Source organism: Dactylosporangium sucinum, assembly GCF_014647515.1.
Lineage (GTDB): Bacteria > Actinomycetota > Actinomycetes > Mycobacteriales > Micromonosporaceae > Dactylosporangium > Dactylosporangium sucinum.
This window is the reverse complement of the sequence record NZ_BMPI01000007.1, coordinates 81,192-108,028: the sequence shown is the minus strand read 5'-3', so window position 1 is coordinate 108,028 and position 26,837 is coordinate 81,192. Positions and strand designations below refer to the sequence as shown.

The following is a 26,837-nucleotide window of genomic DNA, read 5'->3' as shown; positions in this document are numbered from 1 at the left end:
CAACTCTGCGTAGAGTACTCCTATCTTTTGACCGTGTTTATCCGGTAATGTCCGGCAGCCCGGCGCTGAGCAGGGCCGACCCGGTCGATACAGTTTCGTGGTGACCGTTCGGCTTGTCGTGCTCGTGTCCGGTTCCGGCTCCAATCTGCAGGCCATGCTCGACGCCGCCACCGATCCGGCCTACGGCGCCGCCGTCGTCGCGGTCGGTGCCGACCGGGACGGGATCGAGGGGCTCACCCGCGCCGAGCGGCACGGCGTGCCCACCTTCGTGACGCGGGTGCAGGACTTCGCCGACCGGGACGCGTGGGACGCGGCGCTGACGGCGGCCTGCCTGCGGTACCACCCGGATCTCATCGTCTCCGCGGGCTTCCTCAAGCTCGTCGGGCCGCGCTTCCTGGCCGAGTTCGAGGGCCGCTACGTCAACACGCACAACGCGTTGCTCCCGGCGTTCCCGGGTATACACGGCCCGCGCGACGCGCTCGCCTACGGCGTGAAGCTCGCCGGTGCCACGCTCCACTTCGTCGACAGCGGCGTCGACACCGGGGCGATCATCGCGCAGGTCGCGGTGCCCGTCCTCGACGACGACACCGAGGACACGCTCCTGGAGCGGATCAAAGTTGCCGAGCGCCGCCAGCTGGTCGACACGGTCGGGCGGATGGCGCGCGAAGGCTGGACCGTCAACGAACGAAAGGTCAGGCTTGGCCGTGGCTAACCGGCGTCCCATCAGGCGAGCACTCATCAGCGTGTACGACAAGACCGGACTGGAGGACCTCGCCCGCGCCCTGGCCGGTGCCGGGGTCGAGCTGGTCTCCACCGGCTCGACGGCCGCCCGGATCGAGGCGGCGGGGCTGCCGGTCACGCGGGTCGAGGAGCTCACCGGCTTCCCGGAGACGCTCGACGGGCGGGTCAAGACGCTGCACCCGCGCGTGCATGCCGGCCTGCTGGCCGACCTGCGGCTGGAGGCCCACGCGGCGCAGCTCGGCGAGCTGGGCATCGCGCCGTTCGAGCTGCTCGTGTCGAACCTGTACCCGTTCACCGAGACGGTCGCCTCGGGCGCGACCGAGGACGAGTGCGTCGAGCAGATCGACATCGGCGGGCCGGCGATGGTCCGCGCGGCCGCCAAGAACTTCCCCAGCGTCGCGGTGGTGACCTCGTCCTCGGATTATCCGGCGGTACTGGCGGCGCTGGCCGACGGCGGCTTCACGCTGGACGAGCGGCGGGCGCTGGCGGCATCGGCGTTCGCGCACATCGCCGAGTACGACGTCGCCGTGGCCGCCTGGTTCTCCTCGAACTTCGCCGGCACGGCCCTTCGGCGGTCGGCCACGCTGCGGTACGGCGAGAACCCGCACCAGGCGGCGGCGCTCTACGCCGACCCGGCCGCCGCCCCCGGCCTGGCCCAGGCCGAGCAGCTCGGCGGCAAGGAGATGTCCTACAACAACTACGTCGACGCCGACGCCGCCTGGCGTGCCGCGCACGACTTCGCCGAGCCGTGCGTCGCGATCATCAAGCACGCCAACCCGTGCGGCATCGCCGTCGGCGCCGACGTGGCCGACGCGCACCGCAAGGCGCACGCCTGCGACCCGGTCAGCGCCTACGGCGGCGTCATCGCGGTCAACGCGCCCGTCACCGTCGACCTGGCCAAGCAGATCAGCGAGATCTTCACCGAGGTCGTCGTGGCACCGGCGTACGAGGACGGCGCCGTCGCGCTGCTGACCGCCAAGAAGAACCTGCGGGTGCTGCGCGCCCCGGCCTGGCAGCCCGCGGCGGCCGAGTCGCGGCAGATCTCTGGCGGCGTGCTGGTGCAGTCCGCGGACCGCATCGACGCCGACGGCGACGACCCCGTCAACTGGAAGCTGGTCACCGGGTCGCCGGCCGACGCCGAGACGCTGCGTGATCTGGCGTTCGCCTGGCGGGCGGTCCGGTCGGTCAAGTCCAACGCCATCCTGCTCGCCGCCGACGGCGCGACGGTCGGCGTCGGCATGGGCCAGGTGAACCGGGTGGACTCGGTGCGGCTCGCGGTCTCCCGCGCCGGGGACCGCGCGGCCGGCTCGGTGGCGGCCTCCGACGCGTTCTTCCCGTTCGCCGACGGGCCGCAGGCCCTCATCGACGCGGGCATCAAGGCGATCGTGCAGCCGGGCGGCTCGATCCGCGACGAGGACGTGATCAAGGCGGCCCAGGCGGCCGGCGTCACGATGTACCTCACCGGCACGCGGCACTTCTACCACTAACTACGGCAGGGTCACCGGGGCGGGGACCTTGGCACCGAAGTACAGCGCGACCGCGTCGCTCAGCGCGTGCGCGCCCTTCGCCAAGGTCCCGCTCGCGCCCTGCTCGTACATGGCCGCGACCACGTACCGCTCGCCGTCGCCCGCGAACCCGACCGTGTGCGTCACCCAGACGGTCCTGCCGTTGACCGGCTTCTGCGCCCAGCCGTCCTTGTTGCCGGGCTTGAGGGCGCTGCCGGCCGCCCAGACGCCCCACCGCTGGTTGCTCGCGACCTTCCGCAGGGTGGCGACCAGGTACGCCTGGTCTTCCGGGGCCAGCTTCTCCAGCACGTACGTCATCAGGTTCTGCAGGTCGTCGGCGCTGCACCGGAGGTTCCGCCAGAAGGTGTCGTACCCCTGGACCACCGCTAGCGACCGCATCCCGAACCGGCTCCGGAACCGCTCCAACATCCCGGCCCCGTCGTACCTGTTCCACAGCGCCGTCGCCGCGTCGTTGTCCGAGTTGACGAGCGCCTTGTCGAGGTTGGCCTTGTCGGTCTGGTCGAGCCTGAGCTGCCCCGCCCGCTGACGTTCGAGCAGATCGGCGGCGATGGCCAGCTTGATCGTCGAGGCGGTCCAGGTGGTGGCGGTGGTGTTCCCGGCCTTCCAGACCTGCCCCGTGGTGCGGTCCCGGACGACGATGCCGATGGTGCCGGGCTGCTGCTCGATGAACGCCTTCGCCTGCTGCTGGCGGCTCTGGCCCGGGGTGGCTCCGCTCGCGCTCGGCTGGACGCTTGCCTGGACGCTTGCCTGGCCCAGCGCGCTGGTCTCCGAGCCGGCGTCGCTGACCTGGGGGCCGGCCTGGTTCGGCGTGGCCTGCGTGGGGGTCTTGTCCCCGCATCCGACGAGGGTCAGCAGGGTGAGGAGGGCGACAACGCCACGCCGCACGGACATCTCCCGAACTCTAGTGGCAGGATCGTTCGCGTGACGGCGACGATACTGGACGGCAAGGCGACAGCGGCGGCGATCAAGGAGGACCTGCGCGGCCGCGTGAAGGCGCTGGCCGACCGCGGCGTGGTCCCCGGCCTGGGCACGATCCTGGTGGGCGACGACCCGGGCTCCCGCGCGTACGTCGCGGGCAAGCACCGCGACTGCGCCGAGGTGGGCATCGCCTCGATCCGCCGCGACCTGCCGGAGACCGCCACCCAGGCCGAGGTCGAGGCCGCCGTCCGCGAGCTGAACGAGGACCCGGCCTGCACCGGGTACATCGTGCAGCTCCCGCTCCCGAAGGGCCTGGACGAGCAGCGCATCCTCGAGCTCATCGACCCGGACAAGGACGCCGACGGCCTCCACCCCACGAACCTGGGCCGCCTGGTCCTGAACATCGAGGCCCCGCTGCCCTGCACCCCGAACGGCATCGTCCAGCTCCTCCGCCACTACCACGTGCCGACGAACGGCGCCGAGGTGACGGCCATCGGCCGCGGCACGACGGCGGGCCGCCCCCTGGGCCTGATCTTCACCCGCAAGTCCGAGAACTCGACGGTGACCCTGTGCCACACCGGCACCCGCGACCTGGCCGCCCACACCCGCACCGCGGACATCGTGATCGTGGCGGCCGGCTCCGCGGGCCTCCTGACCGCGGACATGGTGAAGCCGGGCGCCGCGGTCCTGGACGTCGGCGTGACCCGGGTGGTCGACGAGGACGGCAAGGCCCGCCTGGTGGGGGACGTGGCCCCGGAGGTGGCCGAGGTGGCGGGCTACCTGGCCCCGATGCCCGGCGGCGTGGGCCCGATGACCAGGGCCATGCTCCTCACCAACGTGGTGGAACTGGCCGAACGCGCCACGCTCTGACAACGACCCCGACGCCAGCGCCGCGCCGCCCGCCGTCCACTCGCCGGCGCCGGACTCGTGGGGCTACGGAACGGTGAGGTACAGGGTCGTGGCCTTCTCGTCGCGGACCGTGACCGCCGTGTGGCCGCTGCCCGCGGCGACCGCCGTGGTGTCCGGGCACTTGGCCGGGCAGGAGATCGTGCGGGCCGCCGACGGGATGGCGCCGTTCTCCGTGGTGACCGTCAGCAGGCGCAGCGCGCCGTCCGGCGAGCGCCACAGCAGGTGGGCCTGGCCGTCGTCGGCCGCGCCCGTGAGCGGCTGGTGACCGCCCAGGCCGGGTAACGCCACGTCCCACTTCACGCCGCCCGTGCGGGCGTCGACGGCCGCCAGGTGGGGGCGGTCGGCGCTCGGCTCCGCGTAGAGCACGGTGGTGCCCGCGGCGAGGGCCAGGGCGCCGGCCGCGTCGTGGCGGGCGCCGACCGAGCCGGTCACGGCGTCCATATACGTCGCCCGGTGCGGGACGCCGGTCACGGTCACGAAGCCCGCGCCGACGGCGAACACCCGCAGCTCCGGGTTGGTGCGCTGGATCGCGTGCCACGACCACCGCTCGGCGCCGCCGTCGGCGGTCAGGCCCACGGCCATGTCGTCGACGCCGGTGGCGCGGCACCGCATGGCCACGGCGACCGTCTCGGACGTCGAGGCCAGGTCGGTCACGTCGCACGGGCCGCCGTTGCGCTCCGGGGTCCACCGCCAGCGCAGCGCCCCGTCGCGGGCGTCGATCCCGAGCAGGTCGCCCGCGCCGATGCCGAGGTTGGAGAGGACGGCGATGCGCCCCGCCGCCCGGACCGTCGCCATCTTCCCCGACTCGAACCGCCGCGAGAACCGCTCGGCGCCGCTGCCCGCGTCGAGCGCGGTCACCAGGATCCCGTCGTCGGTGCCGAACACCACGACCACCGCGCCGTCGACCAGCCCCGCCGTCGAGCTGGGCAGGTCGGACCGCAGGTATTGCCAGGCGGTCGTCCCCGAGCCGAGCCACACCGCCCGGATCCCGTCGGCGCCGCGCAGGATCACCAGGTCCTCGTGCACGCCGACGAGCTGCACCCCGGCCAGCTGCAACGGCCAGGCCGGGGCCGGGCCGGCGGGCCGCGCACCGGCCGTGGTCGCGTCGACGAACCGGCCCTCCCGCGCCCAGTCGATGCCCACGAACGACGCGAGCAGCGCCAGCGCGACCGTGAGCGCCGCGGCCAGCCAGGACCTCCGGCCGGCGAACGTGATCCGGCCCGGGCCGGCGACGAGCAGCAGGAGCCAGCCGAGGACGGCGAGGGCCGAGCCGACGACCGCGAGCGGGCCACCCACGGCGACGCCCGCGCTCGGCGACACCAGCCGGGCCAGGCCGACGGCGACGAGCAGGGCCGCCACCGCGGCGACGCCGGCGACCGCCGCGACCAGCCGGAAGCGGCGCGGGTCGTGGCGCGCATAGGCCAGGCACAGCAGGCCGAGCAGCGGCCCCAGGAAGGCGATGCCGGCGATCGTCGTCAGGTCGGGGTGCAGGCCACCGGACATGGTCCAGGGCAGCGCGAGGCCGGCGACGGTGGCGGCGGTGCCGAGCGCCAGGACGATGAGCCCGCACAGGCGGACGACGAGATTCACGGCAACAGGATGACGGGTCCCTATGACAATTTCGACCGCTGCTTCTGTCGGTAAGCCGCCGACTTCGCCCGGTTCTGACACGCCAGCGAGCAGAACCGGCGGGACGTGTTCTTCGTAGCGTCGAGGAAGTAGGCGTCGCAGGCGTCGGCCGCGCACCGGCCGAGCCGGTGCGTCTGGCGCGTGCCGACCAGGAAGGCCACGGCCGTGGCGGACTCCGCGGCCCAGGCATCGACGATCGTGGCGGAGTGGGCGTGGAAGGACAGTTGCGGCAGCCCGTCGGGACTGGCGTGAAGATTCGGCACCGCACCGTGCTCCCGCAGCACGCCGTTGAGCACGCCCGCCGCGCTGTGCAGGTCGCCGGCCAGGCAGGCGTCGAGCGCCGCCCGTAATCGGCCGGCCACGGTGGCCAGCACGTCGACGTCGGCCGACGACACGTCGTAGCCCCGCAGGCGGGTGCTCCCCGCCAGGTCGGCGAAGGCGCCGCGCAGCCCCTCGGCCGGGCGGCCCTGCCGGGTGGGCACGGCCAGGTCGTTCACCAGCGTCAGGCACAGGTCGAGATACGTCTCGACGTAACTGTCTATCTCGACTTGACCGGTGATGCCGCCTTCGCCTATCGTCACCGCCATAGCGTAACTTAGCCAGTGACGGGGGCGGGCATGTTCGAGTTCACCGATGCCGGGCGGATCCTGGCCGGCATCGCACTGCTGTCGATCGTGACGATCGAGGTCGGTGGCTGGTTCCTCACGAAGATCGTGCGCGGTGCGGTCCCGATGACCCCGTTCCAGCAGGCCTTCGCGCGCGCCGGTCACGCCCACGCCGGCGTCCTGGTCACGCTGGGCCTGGTCGGGATCCTCTATGCCGACCTGGCGCGGCTCGACGGCCTCGTCGGCTGGTTGTCGCGCAGCTGCGTCCTGGCGGCGGCCATCCTCATGTCGGGCGGCTTCTTCGCGGCCTCGGCGGGCAAGGACCGCCACCGGCCGAATGCGGCGATTGCCCTGGTCTGGGTGGGTGCGCTGTCCTTAGCGACGGGCGTCGTCAGCCTGGGGGCCGGAGTCCTCGCAAGCTGACCAATCCAGTACGCTCGTACTGCTAGGGAAGAAGGCCCGAGAGGAGCGCCTGGCCGATGGCGAAGATCAAGGTAAACAACCCTGTCGTCGAGCTCGACGGCGACGAGATGACCCGCATCATCTGGAAGCAGATTCGCGAGCAGCTGATCCTGCCGTATCTCGACGTCGACCTGAAGTACTACGACCTGTCGATCGAGTACCGCGACCAGACCGACGACCAGGTCACGATCGACGCGGCCAACGCCATCAAGCAGCACGGCGTCGGCGTGAAGTGCGCCACGATCACGCCGGACGAGGCGCGCGTCGAGGAGTTCAAGCTCAAGAAGATGTGGCGGTCGCCGAACGGCACCATCCGCAACATCCTCGGCGGCGTGGTCTTCCGCGAGCCGATCATCATGGCCAACGTGCCGCGGCTCGTCCCGGGCTGGACCAAGCCGATCATCATCGGCCGTCACGCCCACGGCGACCAGTACAAGGCGACCGACTTCGTCGTCCCCGGCCCCGGCAAGGTCACCGTCACCTACACCCCGGCTGACGGCGGCGCGCCGATGGAGTTCGAGATCGCCAACTTCCCCGGTGGCGGTGTCGCGATGGGGATGTACAACTTCGACGACTCGATCCGCGACTTCGCGCGGGCGTCGTTCCGTTACGGGCTCGACCGGGGCTACCCGGTGTACCTGTCGACGAAGAACACGATCCTGAAGGCGTACGACGGGCGGTTCAAGGACCTGTTCGCCGAGGTCTTCGAGGCCGAGTTCAAGGACGCGTTCGCCGAGGCCGGCCTGACCTACGAGCACCGGCTCATCGACGACATGGTCGCCGCCGCGCTGAAGTGGGAGGGCGGGTTCGTGTGGGCCGCCAAGAACTACGACGGTGACGTCCAGTCCGACACCGTCGCCCAGGGCTTCGGCTCGCTCGGCCTGATGACCAGCGTGCTGATGACCCCGGACGGCAAGACGGTCGAGGCCGAGGCGGCGCACGGCACCGTCACCCGGCACTACCGGCAGTGGCAGAAGGGCGAGAAGACCTCGACCAACCCGATCGCCTCGATCTTCGCGTGGACGCGCGGCCTGGCCCACCGGGGCAAGGTCGACGGCACGCCCGAGGTGACCAACTTCGCCGACACGCTCGAGCAGGTCTGCGTCGAGACCGTCGAGGGCGGCCAGATGACCAAGGACCTGGCCCTGCTCATCGCCCGCGACGCCCCGTGGCTGACCACGGACGAGTTCATGAACGCGCTCGACCAGAACCTGGCCAAGAAGCTCGCCGGCTGACCCACCCCACGGACCCCGGAGGGCCGACGCGCCACCGCGCGAAGGCCCGACGGTCCGGGGGTTCGGGGAGCGCGGCGGCCGTGGGCCTGGGTGCGGAGTGCGTCCAGGCGCCGGGCCGTCGTGGGAGCGGTCGTGGGAGCACGGGGCGGTCAGTAGGTGACGACCGGGCCGGCCGGGGTGTCCTGTACGGATACCCCGGCCGCTTGCATCGCGTCGCGGAGGGCGTCGCTCAACGCCCAGTCCTTGGCCTCGCGCGCCGACGTGCGCAGCTCGACCAGGGCCTTGATCAGTGGGGCCAGGCGTTCGGTGCCCGCCAGCGAACCCAGGCGGACGAGCATGTTGCGCAGGGCGGACCTTGCCTGCTCGCGTTCGTCGGAGACGTCCGTGTCGGCGATCCAGTCGTGCATCGCCTGCTCCAGGTCCAGGGCCGCCGCCACGCAGCCGTCCACGTCGCGGGCCTCGTAGCAAGCGTCGAAGCGGGTCGTCGCGGACAGGGTTTCCGCGCCCAGCGACGTGGCCGGGAGGTCCGGCTGGGGCGCGGGCGGCGCCGGGGACGGCGGGGCCGGGGCGTGCGCGGCGTCCGAACCGGTGAAGGCCGTGAACGGCAGGAGCGTGCCCGAGGGCCACCAGCGGGACTCGCCCGCGCGGCGGAGGGTCAGGCCGCCGTTGCCCAGGACGCGGACCGTGGCGGCCGCCGGGTCGAACACCGCCGCCGTGTGCTCGTCCACGCCCAGGATGAACGAGTCGTCCGGCAGTTCCGGCTCCAGCATCCGCAGGCGGCGTTCGCCCAGGTAGCAGAAGCGGGTGTCGTGGTGGCCGCCCTCGGCGTTGTCGTAGTGGGGGATGATCACGGCGGGCAGGCCGGTCAGCGGGCGGACCAGGTCCAGGCCGGGGGCCCAGGCCGGGTCGGCGCCCACCTTGTAGATCTCGTAGACCGGGATCGTGTGCGAGCTCAGGGTCAGCGCGGCGGCGCTCGCGAAGAGGACCACCGCGTCGCGGGACAGGGCCTCCTGCAGTACCGCCGGAATCTCCGTGTCCGTCCACTGGCGCAGGGCGTAGGTCGGGCTTCCCGGGCCGGCGAACAGCCAGCCCGCCGACCGCAGCTCGGCGAGCGCCCGCTCGCGGTCCAGGCCGGGAGGCGGGGTCGTGCGCCAGTTGACGACCGAGACACGCCGGCCGGTGCTGTCGGCAAAGTACTGCAGGGCGCGGGAGGAGATGTCGTCGGCGTTCTCCTGGAAGCCGTACGGCGTGTCGAGGAGCACGGCGGGGCGCTCGCCGCAGCGTTCGAAGATCTCGCGGTGGGGCTTGACCATCGTCGGGGCGGTCTCGCCGGAGCCCATGATCACCAGCAGGCCGGTCATCACGGCACCAGCCCGAGCAGGTCGGCGGCGATCGACGCCGGGTGCTGGGCGTGCAGGTCGTGGTCGCCGCCCGGGTACGGGCGGACCTTCACGTCGCGCAGGCCGTGCAGGTCGGGGTCGCCGGTGCCGGCCGGGAGGGCCAGGACGGGGACCTCGACGCGCGGGTAGTACGGCTGCGGCGGGTCGTCCCACATGCTGCGCACGATGCTCATGTGCCGGTCGACGGGCAGCCGGCGGCGCAGCGAGTCGTCCGGGCCGACGACGAGGTTGGCGACCGTCGCCTCGACCGCCCACGGCGCCCAGTCCGGGTGGGTGGCCCGCAGCGAGGCGCGCAGGGCGGTGGCGCTGATCGCGCTGACGTCCGGCGGCCGGAGCCGGGCCGCGCACGCCTCCCACGACGGGAAGCGGGACGCCAGGTCGATCCAGCCGCCGTCGACGAGGGCCAGCGCGGCGACCTGGGAGGGGAAGCGGGCGGCCAGCTGGACCACGACGTTGCCGCCCCAGGACTGGCCGGCGACGATCGCGGCCGGCAGGCCCAGATACGAGCAGACCGCGGACAGGTCGGCGGCGGCCGTCGCGGTGTCGTAGCCGGTCGGCGGGGCGTCCGACTCGCCGTGCGAGCGCAGGTCGACCGCGTACACCGGGTGGCCGGCCAGTGCCGGAGCCACCCCGTCCCACAGGCGGGCGTTCGACGACAGGCCGTGGACCAGCAGGAACGGCGTCCCGCGAGCGTCGGCGCCGAACACCCGGACGTTGAGCGAGACGCCTTCCCCCACGCGCACCCTCATAGAGGCGACTCTAGATGCCGTGGCCCCTCCGGTGGAGGGCCCCGAGCACGCTTTCGACCTTGACCACGCCCGTGACGGCGGCCAGCGCGATGGCGGCGCGCGGCTCGCGCCAGTTCGAGCGCATCGCCGCCCTGGTCCAGCGCCAGGCGTCGCGGCGGTTGCCGGTGGCGGCGGACCAGCAGGCCAGCTGGCCGTAGACGCGCCCGGCGCCGGTGCCCGAGCCGGCGATCTCCGGGTGGCGGGCCATCATCCAGCGCAGCGACGCCATCTTCGTCGCGTACTCGTAGGCGAACATCGACGAGCGGCCCCACAGGACGCGGACCAGCGGTTCGTCGACGTGGACGATCTCGCCACGCTTGGCGGCGCGCAGCAGCAGGTCCCAGTCCTCGTTCTGGCTGCCCGGCGCGTCTTCGGCGACGAGGCCCAGCTCGTCGCGGGCGAACGCGGCGCGGCGGACCAGGAACGTCGACGAGTGCAGCATGGCCATCCGGGAGCGGACCAGGTCGTCGAGCCCGACGAGCGAGGCGCCGGCGAGGCGGGTGGTGAGCCGGTCGCCGAACTCGACCTCGATCGCCGCCGTGCAGAACTCGGCCTGCGGGCGCTGCTGCAGCGCGTGGACCTGCCGGCGCAGCTTCGCCGGCGCCCACACGTCGTCGTCGTCGCAGAACGCCACCAGGTCGGTGTCGAGCGCCACGATCCCGGTGTTGCGCGCCCCGGCCAGGCCGGGCCTGCGCAGGTTGGGCAGCACGTCGAGCGGGCGCTCGCCGCCGCGGCACAGCGCCGCGTCCGGCGGGTGCTGGTCGAAGACCACGATGGTGCGGACCGGGCCCGGGTAGTCCTGGGCGACGATCCCCTCGACGGCGCGCGCCAGCAGCCGGGGGCGGTTGCGGGTGGGCACGACGACGCCGACGCTCGGCCAGTGCGCCGCGGTGCTCATCGGGCACCCCGGTAGCCGTACACGCCGAGCAGCGGGGCGGTCAGCGCGCTCACCACGCGCCGCTGGCGCCCCGGCAGCGCGGTCCGCCAGGCGTCGTCGCGGCGCAGCGGTACCGGGCCGACCGTGAAGCGCATCGGGTTGCCGGCGGCGCTGTGGCACGGCCCCAGCTCCGCGGTGCCGTTCTTGACGAAGGAGACATCCGGCGGGGTCAGCCCGGCGAACGAGGCGATGGCACCCAACGTGGAGGATGGAGACTCCAGAAGCTCCTCGTACCGCACCCGCTGCACCGGCACCCCGCAGCGGTGCAGCACCGAGAACGCGGTGTTGTGCGCGTTCCACAGCAGCGCCGAACGGCTGGGGGAGTACCGCGTCATCTCCTGCGCCCCGTCCGTCTCCGGCCGGCTGACCTTCTTCGTCCACGAGTACGCCACGCCCCGGCTGTCCCGGACCATGTGCACGACCCGCAGGTCGACGGACGGCGCGTACCGCAGGCAGTAGGCGAGCGCGGCGTGCTTCGAGGAGTCGACCAGGACCGACGCGCCGGAGACCACGGCGGCCGCCTCGTAGAGCCGGGCGTACCAGTCGGCGTACTCCTCGACGAGGAGCCGCTGCGCGGCGGTCATCCGCACGCTGGCCAGCCGCGGGATGTACCGCGTGCGCTCGACCGCCTGCCGCAGCGCCAGGACCCGCCACACGTCGACGTGGTGCCACCCGCCGAACGCCTTCTCGCCCACGGCCCGCCAGAACTCGCAGTCCGAGAAGTGGCTGCCGCACCCGCACCGCTCGTCGCCAGCGATGTCGCGTTCCCACAGGTGCACGACCTCGCCCAGCGGACACACGCCGGGCAGCTCACCCAGGAGGCGTTCGAGCAGCGTGGTGCCGCTGCGGCCGAGTCCGCCGAGGAACAGAACGCGTACCAAGCGTCCTCCTTGGTCGTTTTGGTAGATATGCCAGATCTGCTGGCATTGGCTCTAACGAGGAAATGCGGACTCACGATGCTGCGCAGCTACATCCGGCGCGTCCCCGTCGGCGGCCTGGCCATCGACCCGCTGACCGAGCCCCAGGTCGTCGCCCACGTGCTGCGGGCGCTCGACGAGGGCCGGGGCGGCTGGATCGTCACCCCGAACGTCGACATCCTGCGGCAGGTCGCCCGCGACCCGGCGCTGCGGCAGGAGCTCAGCCGGGCCGACCTGGCCGTCGCCGACGGCGCCCCGCTGGTGTGGGCGGCCCGCCTGGCCGGCCGCTCGCTGCCGGCCAGGGTCGCCGGCTCGGATCTCGTCTGGTCGCTGTCGCAGGGCCTCGCGGCGGCGGGGCGCAGCATCTTCGTGCTGGGCGGCGACCCCGCGACGGACGGTGCCGCCCGGGCCGCGGCCAAGCTGGCCGAGTCGTTCGAGGGCCTGCGGATCGCCGGCGCGCTGAGCCCGGCGTACGGCTTCGACCGATCGCCCGCAAAAATCCGAGCAATCGGGCAGGTCGTCAGAGCTGCAGACCCCGACATGATGTACGTCGGCCTCGGCTTCCCCAGACAGGAACGCCTCATCGCCACGCTCAGAAGCGAGCACCCGCGAGCGTGGTTTCTCGGATGCGGCGCCGCCGTCAACTTCGTCGCCGGAGACGTCCAGCGCGCCCGGCCCGTCCTGCAGAAGGCCGGCCTGGAGTGGCTCGATCGGCTGGCCCGGGAACCCCGCCGCCTCGCCCGCCGTTATCTGCGTGAGGACGCGCCCTTCGCGGCCGCGCTGCTGGCCCGCTCGCTCCACCATCGGCTGACCCGCAAGCCCGCCCATCGCGCGTAAATCACCACAAACAGGCCATCACGCCGCAGCAGCAACGGCGTTAGCCCCTGGAGAACCAGACGCCGAAGGGGTCGCCGCTTCATGGACGCCAACCGCCCGTACTCCGCCGAAACCGACAGCCCCGGCGTCGACCTGCTCGGCATGGCTCGGCGCCACTGGTGGCTCGTGGTCATCGCGGTGGTCGCCGGCCTCGCGGCCGCGGCGCAGTTCACGTCGGTGCAGACGAAGGTGTACGAGTCGGCGACGTCGGTGCTCGTCTCGCCGATCGGCAACGGCCAGGACGCGAACTCCACCAGCGGGCGCACCAAGGGCGACATCAACCTCGACAACGAGGCGCAGCTCGTCACCTCCACGACGGTCGCGACCGACGCCGCGGCGCTCATGCGCTCCACCGTCGCGCCGGACACCCTGGCCGGGAGCGTGCGGGTGGAGGTACCGCCGAACACCACCTTCCTCGTGATCACGTTCTCGGCACCGGACGCGCCGACCGCCCAGGCCGGGTCGCACGCGTTCGCCGAGGCGTACCTGCGCAACCGCGAGGAGTCCGCCAAGGCCGACGTCGCCGGGCGCATCGCGATCCTCAACGACAAGATCACCCAGCTCAACACCAGCCTGACCCAGATCAACAACAGGCTGGCCGCCCTGCGCGCCGGCGACCCCAACCGGCCCAACCTGGAGAGCCAGCGCACCACGGTCACGTCGCAGATCAACACCCTCGCGGGCCAGCTCAACCAGCTGCTCACCACCACGGTCAGCGCCGGCAAGATCACCCGCGACGCCGACCTGCCGGGGCGGCCGGTCAAGCCGAACCGGCTGCTCAACCTGGCCAGCGGCGCGATGATCGGCCTGCTGCTCGGGGTCGGCGCGGCCATGCTGCGCGAGCGGCTCGACCAGCGGGTCCGCCGCCCGGGCGACCTGCCCCGCCGGGTCGACGTGGCCGTCCTGGCCGGCGTCCCCGGCCGGGTGAAGCCGCGCCTCGACGACGTGTTCGCGCCGTTCGGCGCGGGCGGCCGGATCTTCAACCGGCTCCGCAACGAGGTCCTCGCCAGCATCCCGGCGCCGGTCGGGGGTGACGCCCGGGTCGCGCTCGCCGGCCAGGTGGTCGTCGTCGCCGGGGCGAGCCGCGGCGCGGCGTCGACCGTGGTCGCGGCGAACCTGGCGGCGGCCTTCGCCCGTACCGGCGCCGAAACCGTGCTCGTCTGCGCGCACCTGCCGGACAGCCTCGTCGACACCGCGTCGGTGCACCGGATGCTCGGCGTGCGGGCCGTGCCCGGGCTGTCCGACGTGCTCGCCGGCCGCTTCTCGCTGAGCAGCGCCACCCAGCGCGCCCCGCGGCACCCCAACCTCAGCATTGTCACCACCGGCGGCACCGCCAGCGCCGGCGGGCTGCTGCAGTCGCAGGCGCTCCGCGACACGCTCGCGACGCTGCGGGAACGCGCCGCCTACGTCGTCGTGGAGGCGCCGTCCACGGCCACCAGCGCCGACGCGCAGAGCCTGGCCAGCCTGGCCGACGCCGCCATCGTCGCCGTCGAGCTGCGCCGCACCCGTCACACCGAGGTCGCCGACGCCGCCGACCAGCTGCGCCGGGTCGGCACGCCGCTGCTCGGCGCGGTCGTGCTGCCCCGCCTGTCCCCGCCGCGCGGCGGCGACGAGCGCGAGGCCGCCGAGCCGCAGACCCCGGCGATCGCCGACGACATGACCACCGTCCTGGAGAAGCTGCCCGCCAAGGTTCCGGCCGGCAAGCCGGCCGGCAAGGAGGACGAGCCGCCCAAGCGCATCCGGACGACGCCGGCGCCCGCGGTGCCGACGCCGCCGAAGCGGCAGACCCGCACGATCACGGTCACCCGCATCCCGGCCGAGGCGCCCAGCGAGAACGGCGCCGACAAGCGGCGATGACCCTCACCACGCACCCCTCCGCCGCCGACGCCGTGCCGGCCCGGCCCCGCCCGCGGCCGGCCCACCGGCTGCGCGCCTGGCCGCTCACCGCCGTCCTGCTGCTCTACCCGCTGTGGTGGGCGCTCGGCCTCGGCGTGCTCATCTTCTTCGTCGCCGCGGTGCCGATGCTCGTCGCGCTGCTCCGGCACCGCGCCTGCGGGCAGCTGGTCAAGCTGCCGCCGGCGTTCCTGCTCTGGCTGCTGTTCCTGGCGACCGTCCTCTTCGGACTGTTCACCCTGGGCACCGACCCGGTGGGCACCGTCCCCGGGACCGCGGCCAGCCGCCTGGTGTCGTACGGGTTCCGCCTCGGCGGCTACGCGGCGCTGACCGTGCTGCTGGTGTACGCCGGGAACGTCGACCGCCGGGAGCTGACCCAGGAGCGGCTCGTGCGGCTGCTCGCCTGGCTGTTCGTCGTCACCGTCGCCGGCGGGCTGCTCGGCATGGTGGCGCCCCGCTTCGAGTTCACCTCGCCGATGGAGCTGCTCCTGCCCGGGCACGTGCGGGCCGACGGCTTCGTGCAGTCCCTGGTCCACCCGACGGCGGCGCAGATCATGAACCTGCTCGGCGGGGAGACGCCCCGGCCGGGCGCGCCGTGGGGGTACACCAACACCTGGGGCAACAACGTGTGCCTCCTCGTCGGCTGGCTGCTCGTCGCCGGCTTCTGCCTCACCCGCAAGCGCCGCACGAAGGTGTTCACGGCGGTGACCCTGGTCGTCGCCGTGGTCCCGATCGTGTACTCGCTGAACCGCGGCCTGTGGATCGGCCTGGCCGTGATGGCCCTCTACGCGGCGGTCCGCCTGGCGCTGCGCGGCCGGTTCGCCGCCCTCGGCCTCATCGGGGTCGCGGGCGCGGCGGTGGTCGTCGCCATGGTCACCACGCCGCTCGGCGACGTCGTCACCGCCCGGCTGGAGCACGGCAAGTCCAACGGCGTGCGGATGTACACCACCGAGAAGGCCGTCGGCGGGATGCTGGAGTCGCCGCTCATCGGCTTCGGCTCGACCCGCACCACGCTCGGCGGGCGCAACTCGATCGCCGTCGGCGAGAGCGCCGGCTGCGAGCGCTGCGGCAACTTCACCGTCGGCGGCAACGGCCAGCTGTGGCAGCTGCTCTACGCCCACGGCCTCGTCGGCACCGTCACCTACCTGGGGTTCTTCGCCGCCGCGCTGTGGCGGTTCCGGCGCGACCACTCGCCCGCCGGGCTCGCCGCGGCGGCCGCGATCGTGTCCAGCCTGGCGGCGATGTTCTGGTACAACGCGCTGGTCACCCCGCTGGCGCTGACGTTCCTGGCGTACGTCGTCCTGTGGCGCAACCAGCAGAGGGGATTCCCGCGATGAGTCCACTGAAGACCGCCCCGGCCGCGCTGCGGGCCGACGACGAGCGGCTGCGGGCGCAGTACGTCGAGGAGGTCCTCGGCCTGCTGTACCCCGGCAGCGGCGGCGCGCCGGTGGAGTACCTCGTCATCCCCAGCGCCCGCAAGCCGCGCCTGCTGGTGCCGGCCGACGACCGGCGCCTGGCCGCCGCCGCGGTGCGCCGCTACGCCGAGCCGCAGTCCCGGCTGGCCCGGCTCAAGCGCGACGCCGTGGTCACCGCGCTGCGCACCGGCCTGTCCCGGCTGCTGCTGCGCGACCGGCTGCGGCTGCGCCCGGCCGCCGACACCATCGACGCCTACCTGCGCACCGCGCTCGGCGCCGACCTGCGGCTGAGCGTCCACATCGGACCGGCCCGGGCCAACCGCAAGCCGGTGCTGCAGCTGCTCGCCCCCGACGGGCACACCGTCGCCTTCGCCAAGCTGGGCACCTCGGCGCTGACCCGCACGCTGGTGCGGGCCGAGGGCAACGCGCTGAACGCCGTCGGCACCGCGCCGCTGACCGCGTTGCGGGTCCCGGAGGTCCTGCACGCCGGGCGCTGGGGCGACCACGAGGTGCTCGTCCAGTCGGCGCTGCCGGTCTGGCGGCCGCGGGCGCCGCTGGCCGCACCGCGGCTCACCGCCGCGATGCGGGAGGTCGCGGTCTGCTGCGGTACCAGCCACGGCACCCTCGACGGCAGCGGCTACTGGACCCGGCTGCGGGCCCGGCTGGCCGCGATCGCCGGCCACGCCGAGGGCGCCGTGCTGCGCGCCTCCGCCGAACGCCTCGCCCGCACCGCCGGGCGCACCGATCTCACCTACGGCTCCTGGCACGGGGACTGGTCGCCGTGGAACATGGCGAGCCTCGCCGACACCCTCCTGGTCTGGGACTGGGAGCGGTTCACGCCCGGCGTGCCGATCGGCTTCGACGCGCTGCACCACGCGTTGCAGGTCGGCATCGCCCGGGCGCCGTCGGCCGGCGACGCCGTCAACGAGCTGGTCGGTGCGGCGCCGGGGCTGCTGCGGCCCTTCGGCGTGCCGCAGGGGCAGGCGGTCGAGGTGACCACCCTGCTGTACCTCGTCGACCTGGCCACCCGGTACGTCACCGACCGGCAGGCGGAGGCCGGCGCCCGGCTGGGCGTGCTCGGCAGCTGGCTCCTGCCCGTCCTCGTCGCGCGAGTGGAGGCGCTGTAACCATGCCCGTGCAGGTACCCGACACGATGAAGCGGATCGTCCACTTCGGATCCCGCAACTACGGCCAGCTCACCGCCGCCCGGCGGATCCTGCCGTCGTTCCTGATCTGCGGCGGCCAGCGCTGCGGGACCACGTCGCTCTACCGCGCCCTCGCCGCCCACCCGGCGGTCATCAAGGCGGTGCTGCACAAGGGCGTCCACTACTTCGACGTCGGCTACCACCACGGGCTGCGCTGGTATCGCGGCCACTTCCCGCTGCGCCGCCGCGCCGAGCGGGTGCGCACCGAGTTCGGCGTGCCCGCCCAGACCTTCGAGTCGAGCCCGTACTACATGTACCACCCGCACGCCCTCGGCCGGATCGCCCGCGACCTGCCCGGTGTCCGGCTCGTCGTGCTCGTCCGCGACCCGGTCGAGCGGGCCTACTCGCAGCACGCCCACGAGGTCGCCCGCGGCTTCGAGCCCGAGGTCGACTTCGCCCGCGCGCTCGACCTGGAGCGGGAGCGGCTCGCCGGCGAGCGCGAGCGGCTGCTGGCCGACCCGTTCTCCTACAGCTTCGCCCACCAGCACCACGCCTACCGGGCCCGCGGCGAGTACATCGAGTACCTCGAGCCGATGGCCGAGCTGCTCGGCCGCGACCGGGTCCACGTCGTCGACAGCAGCCTGTTCTTCACCCGGCCCGAGCCCGTCTACGACGCCGTCGTGGACTTCCTCGGGCTGCCCCGGACCGGCTCCTACCCGCCGTTCGAGCGGCACAACGCCCGCCCCCGCAACCGGCTCGACGACTCGATCGCCTCGAAGCTCGCCGAGCACTACCGGCCGTACGACGAGCGCCTCGCGGCGTGGCTCGGCTACCGGCCCTCGTGGATGTGACCGCCACCCTCGAACGGCCCGCGCTGGAGTCGCCGAAGGGCATGCTCCGCGGGGCCGTCCGCGGCGGGATCGCCAGCCTCGCCGGCACGGTCTGCACCGGCCTCGCCGGGGTCGGGGTCACCTGGCTGGCGGCCCGCGCCCTCGACCCGCACACCGCCGGCGCGTTCTTCGCCGCGACCGCGACCTTCGGGCTCGGCGTCACCGTGGCCAAGCTCGGCACGCAGACCTCGCTCGTCTACTGGCCGGCCCGGATGCGGGCCACCGGCGACCTGACCCGCCTCGCCGAGTGCCTGCGGGTCGCGCTGGCCCCCATCGCGGCGGCGGCGCTCGTCATCGCGGCCGGCCTGTGGTTCGCCGCCGACCTGCTGCCCGGCCGGGCCGACCTGGTGCGGGCCCTCGCGGTGTTCCTGCCGGCGGCGGCGCTCAGCGACGCGCTGCTCGCCGCGAGCCGCGGCCTGCGCGCGATGCGCCCCACGGTGCTGCTGGACCGGGTGCTGCGCCCGGCGACCCAGCTGGTGCTGCTGGCGCTGGTCTGGGCGGCGGGCCTCGGGCCGGATGTCTTCGCCGCGCTGTGGGCGCTCCCGTACCTCCCGGTCGCGCTGCTGGCGGGCCTGTGGCTCGGCCGGGTCCGGGCGCGGGTCGTCCTGGAGCAGACGGACGTCGCCGACTTCACGCCCCGGCGGTTCTGGGTCTTCACCGCGCCCCGGGCCGTCGCCAGCTTCGCCCAGATGGCCCTGCAGCGCATCGACGTGCTGCTCGTCGCCGCGTTCGCCGGCCTGGCCCCGGCCGCGATGTACGCCGTCGCCGGCCGGTTCGTGATCCTCGGCCAGTTCGTCAACCAGGGCGTGTCCCAGTCGGCGCAGCCGCGGCTGGCCGAGCGGCTCGCCGTGCGCGACACCGCCGGCGCCAACCTGCTCTACCAGCAGGCCACCGCCTGGGTCGTGCTGGCCGCCTGGCCGCTGTACCTGCTCGTGTTCACCTACGCGCCGCTCTACCTGCGGCTGTTCGGCGAGCACTACGCGGACGGCGTCGGCATCGTCCGGGTGCTCGCGGCCACGATGATGGTCGCGACCGCCTGCGGGATGGTCGACATGGTCCTCGCCATGGGCGGGCGCACGTGGTGGAACCTCGCCAACGTCGCCGTGGCCCTGCTCGTGATGCTCGGCGTCGACGCGCTGCTCATCCCCCGCAGCGGCGCGCTCGGCGCGGCGATCGGGCTGTCCGCCGCCGTGCTGGTGAACAACCTCGTCCCACTCATGCAGGTGGTGCTCGGGCTGGGGCTGCACCCGTTCGGCCGGGCGACGCTGCTCGCCTGCGCGCTGGCGGCGGGCTGTTTCGCGGTACCGCAGCTGCTCCTGCTGCCGGTCCACAGCTTGACTCTCAAGATCGCCGCCACGGTGGCGGGCGCCGTCGCGTACGCAGGTGCGGCGGTGCGGTTCAGAACAGTGTTGATGCAGGGGGGACGATGAGAACGGACTACGCGGAGGTCTTCCAGTCGGACGCGGCGGTCGACAAGTACGAGCGGGTGGTCTACGCGCCGGAGACGTACTCGACCGCGGTGAGCGTGCGGCAGCGGGCGTTCCTGCGCCGGCTGGTGCGGCGGGAGTTCACCGCCCGGCGCCCGGTCCAGCACGACTTCGCCTGCGGCACCGGGCGGGCGATCAAGCTGCTGCACGGGGTCGTGCGGGCCGCGCACGGCTACGACGTGTCGGCGCAGATGCTGGCGAAGGCCCGGGAGGCGGGCGTCTACGCCCGGCTGCACCAGGTCGACGCCGACGGGCCGGTGCCGGAGCCGGCCACCGTCGACGGGCCGGCCCTGGTGACGGTGTTCCGCCTGCTGCTCAACGCGCCCAAGGACGTGCGGGACCGGGCGATCGCGTTCGCCGCCCGGATCCTGCCGGAGGCCGAGTCCGGGCTGCTGGTCGTGGAGAACCACGGCAACCGCTCGTCCCTGCGGCACCTGCGCCACCGCCGCAACCGCGACAACGCCTGGTTCGCCGAGCTGCACCACGCCGAGGTCGAGCAGCTGCTGGCCCGGCACGGGTTCGAGGTGATCGACCGGCGCGGGTTCGCGGTCCTCCCGGCGGGCGCGTACCGCCGCGAGTGGCTGCGCCCCATGGCCCGCCGCGCCGACGACCTCGCCACCCGGTCCGCCCGGCTGTCCGCGGTCGCCACCGACGTGCTCTACGTGGCGCGACGCATCCCGAAGTAGTCCCAGGGTAGGAGCGTTGTGAAACGGATCGTGCTGACCCTCGCCGTGGTGGCCGCCGTCGTCGCGGCCGCCACGGCGGTCACCCTGAGCGTGCTGTCGACGTCATCCGACGACGACGACGGCGGCGGCCCGGCCGCGCTGCCGTCGTCCACGCCGGACGGACGGCCGCCGGCCATCGCCACCTCCACCGGCCCGTTCCAGGCCGGCCCGGTAGCGCCCCCGGCGTCCGGCTCGTACCTCGGCGCGTGGGTGCGCCCGGCCAGCCTCACCGAGTCGGGCCGCCTGGCCGCGATGACGACGTGGGAGGAGGCGCTGGGCCGGCCGATGGCGATCGTCAACACGTACCGCCGCTTCGACGAGAACTTCTTCAACAACTCCGACCGCGAGTTCGCCGGCCGCGGGACGACGCTCATGCTGTCGTGGGCCGGCGGGGACACCCGACTGGTCACGATGGGCCGCTACGACGAGCTCATCCGGGAACGGGCCCGTGAGCTCAGGTCCTTCGGGCGTCCGGTGCTCCTGCGGTACCGCTGGGAGATGGACCGGCCGAACCTGCGGGCACAGATGTGGTCCGGCGCGGACTACGTCGCCGCCTGGCGCCACGTCCGCCGCATCTTCACCGAGGAGGGCGCGACGAACGCGTCCTGGGTCTGGTGCCCGACGGCCGAGGGCTTCACGGGCGGCTACGCACCCGAGTTCTACCCCGGGGACGATGCCGTCGACTGGACCTGCGTCGACGTCTACGCCGGCTCGAAGTACGCCACCATCGGCCAGCTGATGCGGCCCTTCCTGGAGTTCTGCGCGGCCCACCCGGCCAAGCCGGTGATGATCGGCGAGTTCGGCGTGGCCCGCACGTGGGGCACCGAGCAGCGCGCGGCCTGGCTGCGCGACGCCTCGGCGACGTTCAAGGCGAACCCGCAGATCCGGGCGGTCGTGTACTTCGAGAGCGACCCCACCGACAACAAGGGCCCGACGCAGCAGTTCCAGCTGTCCGACAACCCGGTCCTGCTGGCCACGTTCCGCGCCGAGATCGCCCAGGACCCGCACTACACCCCGATGACGAAGGCCCGCCCGGCCCCGCACCGCCAGCCCCGCAAGTAGCCGGCGGGGCATGCTGATCCGCCCCGGCGCGCGGCTCCGACCCCGCGGGGCGCCACGGCTTCGAGGACGGCGGCGTCTCCCTGGGCAAGCACCTCACGCCCTGACCCGCCCGGGGTGAACAACCGTGGCGGCGGACGGTGCGGCACCCGGAGCGCCGGTGGCCGGCGGATGATTGAGGGGTCATCCGGTGTCCGGCCGCACCGCTGGATATGGAGGTCGTCCGGTGACCGTCGAAGGAACCTGGAAGTTGTCGGTCGACTCGCCGGTCGGCGAGCAGGAGGCCAGGCTCGTGCTGCGTCGTGACGGGGATCGGCTGACCGGGTCGCTCGACCACGACAAGGCGAGCCTGGAGGTCGTCGACGGGGTGGTCGACGGTGACGTCGCCAGTTGGAAGGTCGTGAAGGCGATCACCGTGGTGGTGAAGGTGCGGGTGACGGCGACGTTCACGGTCACGGTCGAGGGCGACCGCATGCGCGGCCGGGTGGCTGCCGGGAAGTTCGGGACGTTCGACGTGACGGGGCTGCGCGTGTGACCGTCGCCCCGTCACCCTTCCGAGAACGATCAGAAGCCTGATCGAGCGCGGTCACGCGATGTGGCCGAGCTGGCGCAGGGCGCCGAGGTCGTCGCGGCAGGCCCAGTGCTCGGCGATGCGGTCGCCGTCGAACCGCACGATGTGGATCTGCGTGGTGCAGAAGCCGCGACCGTTCGGCGGGAAGCCGAAGAGCTCGCCGGTCTGGGTGGCGGACATGGTGGTCCGGTACGCGAGCCGGTCGCCGTCGTGGAGAACGTCTTCGATCTCGTACCGGATGTCGGTCAGCACCGAGTGCAGGTAGGTCACGACCGCCCGCAGCTGGTCGGGTCCGGCTGGAACGGGCGCCGGAGGTGCGGCGTGGTCGACGAACCCGGGCGTGACGATCCGGTCGGCGAGGGTGACGTCGCCGGTCTCGAACATGGTCCGGTAGATACCACGGATGAGCTGCTCACGCTGGGACACGGTCGCCTGCCCGCCTGGTCCGCAGGACGAACACCGCGACGACGACGGCGCCCGCCATGAGCGGCACGTGGAAGAGGTACTCGATCCGGGCCAGTCCGGCGAAGTCGGCGTGGCCGAGCACCCGGTGCAGGTTGTCGTGCGGCCACCAGCTGAGCAGCATGAACGAGATGCTCGCGTATGCCGCCCAGGTCAGGGCGGCTCCGGCGCCGAGCCGCCGCAGCGGAGCCAGCCCGAAGCACACGAACGCCAGGCCGGCGCCGAAGGCCAGCGCCTCGAGCACGGACAGGACGACGAAGAGCGGCACCAGGTCCCGTGGCGGGGTGGGCGCACCGGCCGGATCGGGCCAGATCACGCGGCCGAGCGCGAGGGCGGCGATCGTCCCGGCCAGGGCCACGGCCCCCACCGATATCGTTCTTCCGGACACCTCTACCTCCAATATAGAACGTCAATCTATTGACTGGAATGATGTTAAGATGAAAGTCGCGGACGAACAAGGCGGCGCACGGACCAATCGACGACAGTTGCAGGCGGCGCAGACCCGCCGCGACATCATCCTGGCCGCGACCAGACTGTTCACCCGCCAGGGATACGCACACACGTCGGTGACCGACATTGCCCGGGAGGCCGGCGTCGCGGTGCAGACCATCTACTCCAGCGTCGGGTCCAAGGCGCGGCTCGTCACCGCGATGCTCGACGAGGTGGACACCATCGCCGGCATCCCGCCGCTCGCCGCCGAATTGATCCGCTCAACAGACGCAGGCCACGTCATCGACCTCCAGACGCGGCTGACCAGGCAGCTCAATGAACGCTGCCAGGAGATCCTGGTGGGGCTGCGATCCGCGGCGCAGGTCGACCAGGCCATCGCGGCGGCGTACGCGGACGGCCATGCTCGCCACATCGCCGGCGCCCGGCGCGGCGCTGAGCGGCTCGCCGAGCTCGGCGCGCTGCGCCCCGGGACCGACGTCGACACCGCGGCGGTCGCGCTCTCCGCGTTCCTCTGGCTCGACACCTGGGTGCAGCTGACCACCGACCACGGCTGGTCCTTCGACCGCGCCGAGGCATGGCTGTCCTCGTCGCTGCGGGCCCTCCTGCTCGCGGAATGACGCCGGTATCGCCAGCGGCTCCAGGTGGGTGTCGGGTCTCAGGCGAACGTGAACAGGACCTTGCCGCTGCGTCCCGGTGTCATCGCGTGTTCGATCGCCTCGTGGTAGTCGTCCAGGCGGTAGGTCGCATCGACCGGGACGGTCAGTTCGCCGGTGGCGACGAGGTCGTTGAGCAGGTGGTAGGTCTGTTCGATCTCGGTGCGCGGGGCGTGGCGCAGCCAGTTGACCAGCCAGAATCCGGTGTGTGTCACCTCGTTGAAGATGAGATCGTGGGCTCGGACGGCCGGGGGTGCGTCGGTCGCGAAGGCGTAGCTGACGATCACGCCCCGGTATCGGAGCGCCGCGGCGAGGTCGGCGACGACCGGGCCGGCCGTGGCGTCCAGGGCCAGGCCGAGCTCCGCACCGTCCAGGGCGTCGGCGATCTGAGCGGGCAGGTCGTCACCGGCGACGATCACGCGGTCTCCGCCGGCGTCACGCACGGTCTGGGCCGCGGCCTCGCGCCGCACGATGTTGAGGGTCTTGACGCCCTGCAGCCGGGCGAGGGCGACGATGCAGAGGCCGATGGCGGAGTTGGCGGCGTTCAGGCCGACCCAGTCGCCGGCGGCCAGCTTGGTGAACTTGCGCAGCAGCAGGTATGCGGTCGCGGGATTGATCGGCAGCATGGCAAGCTGTAGCGGGTCGCCGTCGTCTCGTATCGCGACGACATTGCGGTACGAGGTCGCCACCTTGTCGGCCCAGGTGCCTTGCTCGTAGGTGGGCAGGATGACGACCCTCCGCCCGACCAGCGGCGTGCCCGCGCCCCCGCCGGCGTCGACCACCCGCCCGACTCCTTCGCCGCCGAGCGGGCTGGGCAGCTGCGGCCGCACCCCGTAGCCACCCTGGACGAGCAGGAAGTCGGACGGGTTGACCGGCGCGGCCTCCATCTCGACCAGGATGTCGTCGGTCCCCAGCGGCGGGCTGGGAGTCCGCGCCAGCGAGACGGACTTGCGCGGATCGCCGTACGACGTGACGAGCAGCTGTGACATGAGCTCCCCCGGCGCGCTTCTCACCCAGCATGATCGGGGGGCATGATGCCCCGCCGGCGCACCGTCATGCGGCGAAGGCGTGCCGATTCCGGCGACGGCGCTGCGCCGGGCGCGTCCGTCGGCCGACCGGCGTTCTCCGGACCCCACCTCCCGCCGCCGTCCCACCGCCCCGCGCCGCGCCCGCCCCGCGCCCGCCCCGCGCCGCGCCCGCCCCGCGCCAGCCCCACCCCGCCAGCCCGCGCCAGCGTGGCCCTGACTTCCGCGATCTTGGAGCTGTGGTCTCTGAAATATCGCTTATATCCGGCAAATCCGGGACCACAACTCCAAGATCGCGGGAGAGGTGGCTGCGCGCAGGGTGGCTGCGCGGGAGGCGCGCCGGGAGGGTGGCCGCGCGCAGAGAGCCGCGCAGAGAGCCGCGCGCAGGGCGGGCACGCGGGAGGGCGGGCGCGCGGAGGGTGGCCGCGCATCAGGGTGGCCGCGCGGACGCGACCCGCGCGGGAGGTGCGCGCGGGAGAGTGGGCCCGCGGAGCGGGCGGGCGGAGGGTGGGTCCTGACTGGAATGCCGCCCGGATCGGATGCCTGTCAGCCCGGGCCGGTCAGGGGATCGGGCGCGGGTCGATCCAGCCGTTGCTGCCCAGGTAGCGCAGCACCGTCGTCACCGCCTCGCCGTGCGAGAGGTCCGTGGTGTCGATCGTCAGCTCGGCGTCCAGCGGGACCTCGTACGGGTCGTCGATGCCCGTCATGCCCTTGATCAGGCCCGCGCGGGCCTTCGCGTACAAGCCCTTGCGGTCGCGGCGCTCGCACTCCTCCAGCGGGGTCGAGACGTGGACCAGCACGAAGCCGGCGCCGGCGTTGCGGGCGAAGTTGCGGGCCGCGGCGCGGGCGTCGCGGTAGGGGGCGATGGGGCAGCAGACGGCCACGCCGCCGTGGCGGCCGATCTCGGCCGCGACCCAGCCGATGCGGCGGATGTTGGTGTCCCGGTCCTCGGCCGAGAAGCCCAGGCCGGCCGACAGGTGCCGGCGCACGATGTCGCCGTCGAGCAGGGTGATCGTGCGCTCGCCCGTCTCCTGCAGCGCGTCGGCGAGGCCGGTGGCCATCGTGGACTTGCCCGAGCCGGACAGGCCGGTGAAGAACACGACCAGGCCGCGCTGGCGGCGGGGCGGGCGGGCGCGGGCCAGCTCGCGGGCCACCGCGGGCGGGGTGTGCCACTCGGGCAGGATCGTGCCCCGGTCGAGATGGTCCTCGATCTCGGCCGTCGTCAGCGGGAGCCGGCGGTGCCGCGGCGGGATGTCGTCGAGGGAGCGCCACTGGCCGTCGCGGCCGTCGTAGGCCAGCTCGCGGGGGACCAGCACGCGCAGGCCGCCGCCGGAGAGCATGGACTCGCTGGAGGCCAGGAGGTGGGTCACACCGTACGCGGCGGCGACGCGCGTGCGCAGCATCGCGTCGCGGATGTCGTCGCCGTCGTGGTGCGGCAGCGGGAGGGCCACGATCGTCGACGACGGCATGCGGTCGCGGGCCGCGAGCACGCAGCGCACCAGCGCCTCGGGCGCGAGGCCGTCGGGGCCGGGGCTGTCGACCGGCACCAGGACGAGCAGGTGCGCGGCGAGCGTGCGCGCGGCCCGGGCGATCTGGGCCAGCTGCGGGCGGTGCAGCGGCCGGTCGGCGATCACGCCCAGGATGCGGCCGGTCGGCAGCGTCTCGCGGACCTCGGCCGGGGTGCGCCGCATGCGGCGGAACGCGCCGTGGCCGCCGTCGCCGAGGCGCCGGACCCGGCCCGCGACCCCGGCCGTGGTCTTGCGGGCCGGATAGATCTCGGTCGTGTCCAGCGCCGCGATCGGCGCGCCCTCCAGGTCGGCGAGCACCAGCACCCGGCGCAGCGGGTTGCTGACGTCGAGCTGGTCGGCGAGGTTGCGCGGCACCTCCAGGGTGACCGGCACCGGCCACGCCGTGCCGTCGGCCAGCCGCCCCGTGCGCCGCAGCGCGATGAGGTCGGTCGAGCCGAGGAACCCGGTCAGCGGGGCATACGCGTCGGAGAGCAGCAGCTCCAGGTCGGCCAGCTCCGACGGCTTCGGGGTATAGGTCGGCGCGTCTCGCAGCACCTCGTCCGGCAACGCCCAGCCATCGACAGCCCAACCGTTCACAGCCACGACCGACA

The 26,837-nt window shown here is 73.3% G+C and carries 26 protein-coding genes; 15 read left to right on the top strand and 11 right to left on the bottom strand.

All coding sequences use genetic code 11. The features are described from left to right. The first annotated feature begins 100 nt into the window (after window positions 1-100). The gene (purN, locus tag IEZ31_RS08995) at window positions 101-712 is read left to right on the top strand and encodes a phosphoribosylglycinamide formyltransferase (RefSeq protein ID WP_373294540.1); all 612 of its coding nucleotides are present in this window, start codon (window positions 101-103) and stop codon (window positions 710-712) included. After that, window positions 699-2,228: a bifunctional phosphoribosylaminoimidazolecarboxamide formyltransferase/IMP cyclohydrolase gene (gene purH / locus IEZ31_RS08990; protein WP_190249300.1), complete on the top strand. Its 1,530-nt coding sequence runs from the start codon at window positions 699-701 to the stop codon at window positions 2,226-2,228. The genes purN and purH overlap by 14 nt, the downstream gene beginning before the upstream one ends. On the opposite strand, the gene IEZ31_RS08985 is transcribed toward purH, so the two are convergent. After that, a complete protein-coding gene (locus IEZ31_RS08985; protein WP_190249299.1) occupies window positions 2,229-3,158 on the bottom strand; it encodes a serine hydrolase in 930 nt (309 codons plus the stop codon). A 30-nt stretch (window positions 3,159-3,188) separates the two neighbouring features. Between IEZ31_RS08985 and IEZ31_RS08980 the strand changes: the two genes are divergently transcribed. Then, window positions 3,189-4,055 (top strand): bifunctional methylenetetrahydrofolate dehydrogenase/methenyltetrahydrofolate cyclohydrolase, encoded by an 867-nt coding sequence (locus tag IEZ31_RS08980; protein WP_190249298.1) that lies wholly within the window; start codon window positions 3,189-3,191, stop codon window positions 4,053-4,055. A 63-nt stretch (window positions 4,056-4,118) separates the two neighbouring features. Here the strand turns inward: IEZ31_RS08980 and IEZ31_RS08975 are convergent, their stop codons facing one another. Both IEZ31_RS08975 and IEZ31_RS08970 read right to left on the bottom strand, forming a co-directional pair. Further along, window positions 4,119-5,684, bottom strand: coding sequence for an outer membrane protein assembly factor BamB family protein (locus IEZ31_RS08975; protein ID WP_190249297.1), 1,566 nt, complete (start codon window positions 5,682-5,684; stop codon window positions 4,119-4,121). 20 nt (window positions 5,685-5,704) lie between these two features. Further along, complete coding sequence (locus IEZ31_RS08970) at window positions 5,705-6,304, bottom strand: CGNR zinc finger domain-containing protein (protein ID WP_190249296.1); 600 nt, start codon at window positions 6,302-6,304, stop codon at window positions 5,705-5,707. A 36-nt stretch (window positions 6,305-6,340) separates the two neighbouring features. Here IEZ31_RS08970 and IEZ31_RS08965 point away from each other — a divergent pair, with 36 nt between their 5' ends. Together IEZ31_RS08965 and IEZ31_RS08960 are read left to right on the top strand one after the other, a co-directional pair. Then, on the top strand, window positions 6,341-6,751 hold the full coding sequence (locus IEZ31_RS08965) for a hypothetical protein (protein ID WP_190249295.1): 411 nt from the start codon (window positions 6,341-6,343) through the stop codon (window positions 6,749-6,751). A 56-nt stretch (window positions 6,752-6,807) separates the two neighbouring features. Then, window positions 6,808-8,025: an NADP-dependent isocitrate dehydrogenase gene (locus IEZ31_RS08960; protein WP_190249294.1), complete on the top strand. Its 1,218-nt coding sequence runs from the start codon at window positions 6,808-6,810 to the stop codon at window positions 8,023-8,025. 149 nt (window positions 8,026-8,174) lie between these two features. Here IEZ31_RS08960 and IEZ31_RS08955 read toward each other — a convergent pair whose 3' ends face one another. From IEZ31_RS08955 to IEZ31_RS08940, 4 genes are read right to left on the bottom strand one after another with little or no spacing between them, the layout of a single operon-like run. Beyond that, window positions 8,175-9,386 carry a hypothetical protein gene (locus IEZ31_RS08955; RefSeq protein WP_190249293.1) on the bottom strand — a complete coding sequence of 404 codons (1,212 nt, stop codon included), beginning with the start codon at window positions 9,384-9,386 and terminating at the stop codon, window positions 8,175-8,177. Next, window positions 9,386-10,174, bottom strand: a complete 789-nt coding sequence (locus IEZ31_RS08950) for an alpha/beta fold hydrolase (protein ID WP_190249292.1) — start codon at window positions 10,172-10,174, stop codon at window positions 9,386-9,388. The genes IEZ31_RS08955 and IEZ31_RS08950 overlap by 1 nt, the downstream gene beginning before the upstream one ends. 10 nt (window positions 10,175-10,184) lie before the next feature. Beyond that, the gene (locus IEZ31_RS08945) at window positions 10,185-11,111 is read right to left on the bottom strand and encodes a glycosyltransferase family 2 protein (RefSeq protein ID WP_190249291.1); all 927 of its coding nucleotides are present in this window, start codon (window positions 11,109-11,111) and stop codon (window positions 10,185-10,187) included. Then, entirely contained in the window at window positions 11,108-12,031 is a 924-nt protein-coding gene (locus tag IEZ31_RS08940) for a sulfotransferase (protein ID WP_190249290.1), read from the bottom strand. Before IEZ31_RS08940 ends, IEZ31_RS08945 begins: the two co-directional genes overlap by 4 nt. A gap of 75 nt (window positions 12,032-12,106) precedes the next feature. On the opposite strand from IEZ31_RS08940, the gene IEZ31_RS08935 reads away from it, so the two are divergent. The 9 genes from IEZ31_RS08935 to IEZ31_RS08895 all read left to right on the top strand — a co-directional run bounded on the left by IEZ31_RS08935 (window position 12,107) and on the right by IEZ31_RS08895 (window position 22,092). Next, window positions 12,107-12,904 carry a WecB/TagA/CpsF family glycosyltransferase gene (locus tag IEZ31_RS08935; protein WP_190249289.1) on the top strand — a complete coding sequence of 266 codons (798 nt, stop codon included), beginning with the start codon at window positions 12,107-12,109 and terminating at the stop codon, window positions 12,902-12,904. An 81-nt stretch (window positions 12,905-12,985) separates the two neighbouring features. Next, on the top strand, window positions 12,986-14,800 hold the full coding sequence (locus IEZ31_RS08930; RefSeq protein WP_190249288.1) for a Wzz/FepE/Etk N-terminal domain-containing protein: 1,815 nt from the start codon (window positions 12,986-12,988) through the stop codon (window positions 14,798-14,800). Next, complete coding sequence (locus tag IEZ31_RS08925; RefSeq protein WP_190249287.1) at window positions 14,797-16,173, top strand: O-antigen ligase family protein; 1,377 nt, start codon at window positions 14,797-14,799, stop codon at window positions 16,171-16,173. The genes IEZ31_RS08930 and IEZ31_RS08925 overlap by 4 nt, the downstream gene beginning before the upstream one ends. After that, on the top strand, window positions 16,170-17,378 hold the full coding sequence (locus IEZ31_RS08920; protein ID WP_190249286.1) for a hypothetical protein: 1,209 nt from the start codon (window positions 16,170-16,172) through the stop codon (window positions 17,376-17,378). Before IEZ31_RS08925 ends, IEZ31_RS08920 begins: the two co-directional genes overlap by 4 nt. A 2-nt stretch (window positions 17,379-17,380) precedes the next feature. Then, complete coding sequence (locus IEZ31_RS08915) at window positions 17,381-18,247, top strand: sulfotransferase domain-containing protein (protein WP_190249285.1); 867 nt, start codon at window positions 17,381-17,383, stop codon at window positions 18,245-18,247. Then, the gene (locus IEZ31_RS08910; protein ID WP_190249284.1) at window positions 18,244-19,716 is read left to right on the top strand and encodes a lipopolysaccharide biosynthesis protein; all 1,473 of its coding nucleotides are present in this window, start codon (window positions 18,244-18,246) and stop codon (window positions 19,714-19,716) included. Before IEZ31_RS08915 ends, IEZ31_RS08910 begins: the two co-directional genes overlap by 4 nt. Next, complete coding sequence (locus IEZ31_RS08905) at window positions 19,713-20,459, top strand: methyltransferase domain-containing protein (RefSeq protein ID WP_190249283.1); 747 nt, start codon at window positions 19,713-19,715, stop codon at window positions 20,457-20,459. The genes IEZ31_RS08910 and IEZ31_RS08905 overlap by 4 nt, the downstream gene beginning before the upstream one ends. An 18-nt stretch (window positions 20,460-20,477) precedes the next feature. After that, window positions 20,478-21,560 (top strand): glycoside hydrolase family 26 protein, encoded by a 1,083-nt coding sequence (locus IEZ31_RS08900; protein ID WP_190249282.1) that lies wholly within the window; start codon window positions 20,478-20,480, stop codon window positions 21,558-21,560. Between the two features lie 223 nt (window positions 21,561-21,783). Next, window positions 21,784-22,092: a hypothetical protein gene (locus tag IEZ31_RS08895; protein ID WP_190249281.1), complete on the top strand. Its 309-nt coding sequence runs from the start codon at window positions 21,784-21,786 to the stop codon at window positions 22,090-22,092. 51 nt (window positions 22,093-22,143) lie between these two features. On the opposite strand, the gene IEZ31_RS08890 is transcribed toward IEZ31_RS08895, so the two are convergent. Both IEZ31_RS08890 and IEZ31_RS08885 read right to left on the bottom strand, forming a co-directional pair. Then, window positions 22,144-22,554, bottom strand: coding sequence for an ester cyclase (locus IEZ31_RS08890; RefSeq protein WP_190249280.1), 411 nt, complete (start codon window positions 22,552-22,554; stop codon window positions 22,144-22,146). Further along, on the bottom strand, window positions 22,541-22,978 hold the full coding sequence (locus tag IEZ31_RS08885) for a hypothetical protein (RefSeq protein ID WP_229834510.1): 438 nt from the start codon (window positions 22,976-22,978) through the stop codon (window positions 22,541-22,543). The genes IEZ31_RS08890 and IEZ31_RS08885 overlap by 14 nt, the downstream gene beginning before the upstream one ends. A 49-nt stretch (window positions 22,979-23,027) precedes the next feature. On the opposite strand from IEZ31_RS08885, the gene IEZ31_RS08880 reads away from it, so the two are divergent. Then, window positions 23,028-23,657 carry a TetR/AcrR family transcriptional regulator gene (locus tag IEZ31_RS08880; protein ID WP_190249278.1) on the top strand — a complete coding sequence of 210 codons (630 nt, stop codon included), beginning with the start codon at window positions 23,028-23,030 and terminating at the stop codon, window positions 23,655-23,657. 38 nt (window positions 23,658-23,695) lie between these two features. On the opposite strand, the gene IEZ31_RS08875 is transcribed toward IEZ31_RS08880, so the two are convergent. Both IEZ31_RS08875 and cysC read right to left on the bottom strand, forming a co-directional pair. Then, the gene (locus IEZ31_RS08875; protein ID WP_190249277.1) at window positions 23,696-24,682 is read right to left on the bottom strand and encodes a zinc-dependent alcohol dehydrogenase family protein; all 987 of its coding nucleotides are present in this window, start codon (window positions 24,680-24,682) and stop codon (window positions 23,696-23,698) included. A 596-nt stretch (window positions 24,683-25,278) separates the two neighbouring features. Beyond that, window positions 25,279-26,823, bottom strand: coding sequence for an adenylyl-sulfate kinase (gene cysC / locus IEZ31_RS08870; RefSeq protein WP_190249451.1), 1,545 nt, complete (start codon window positions 26,821-26,823; stop codon window positions 25,279-25,281). Window positions 26,824-26,837 lie beyond the last annotated feature (14 nt).

What these genes read in the sequence shown, in the direction of transcription:
- IEZ31_RS08955 (WP_190249293.1), bottom strand. Translation starts at nt 9,386, where the DNA reads ATGACCGGCCTGCTGGTGATCATGGGCTCCGGCGAGACCGCCCCGACG.
- IEZ31_RS08875 (WP_190249277.1), bottom strand. Translation starts at nt 24,682, where the DNA reads ATGTCACAGCTGCTCGTCACGTCGTACGGCGATCCGCGCAAGTCCGTC.
- IEZ31_RS08920 (WP_190249286.1), top strand. Translation starts at nt 16,170, where the DNA reads ATGAGTCCACTGAAGACCGCCCCGGCCGCGCTGCGGGCCGACGACGAG.
- IEZ31_RS08925 (WP_190249287.1), top strand. Translation starts at nt 14,797, where the DNA reads ATGACCCTCACCACGCACCCCTCCGCCGCCGACGCCGTGCCGGCCCGG.
- IEZ31_RS08985 (WP_190249299.1), bottom strand. Translation starts at nt 3,158, where the DNA reads ATGTCCGTGCGGCGTGGCGTTGTCGCCCTCCTCACCCTGCTGACCCTC.
- IEZ31_RS08945 (WP_190249291.1), bottom strand. Translation starts at nt 11,111, where the DNA reads ATGAGCACCGCGGCGCACTGGCCGAGCGTCGGCGTCGTCGTGCCCACC.
- IEZ31_RS08960 (WP_190249294.1), top strand. Translation starts at nt 6,808, where the DNA reads ATGGCGAAGATCAAGGTAAACAACCCTGTCGTCGAGCTCGACGGCGAC.
- IEZ31_RS08950 (WP_190249292.1), bottom strand. Translation starts at nt 10,174, where the DNA reads ATGAGGGTGCGCGTGGGGGAAGGCGTCTCGCTCAACGTCCGGGTGTTC.
- IEZ31_RS08965 (WP_190249295.1), top strand. Translation starts at nt 6,341, where the DNA reads ATGTTCGAGTTCACCGATGCCGGGCGGATCCTGGCCGGCATCGCACTG.
- IEZ31_RS08880 (WP_190249278.1), top strand. Translation starts at nt 23,028, where the DNA reads ATGAAAGTCGCGGACGAACAAGGCGGCGCACGGACCAATCGACGACAG.
- IEZ31_RS08930 (WP_190249288.1), top strand. Translation starts at nt 12,986, where the DNA reads ATGGACGCCAACCGCCCGTACTCCGCCGAAACCGACAGCCCCGGCGTC.
- IEZ31_RS08915 (WP_190249285.1), top strand. Translation starts at nt 17,381, where the DNA reads ATGCCCGTGCAGGTACCCGACACGATGAAGCGGATCGTCCACTTCGGA.
- IEZ31_RS08905 (WP_190249283.1), top strand. Translation starts at nt 19,713, where the DNA reads ATGAGAACGGACTACGCGGAGGTCTTCCAGTCGGACGCGGCGGTCGAC.
- IEZ31_RS08935 (WP_190249289.1), top strand. Translation starts at nt 12,107, where the DNA reads ATGCTGCGCAGCTACATCCGGCGCGTCCCCGTCGGCGGCCTGGCCATC.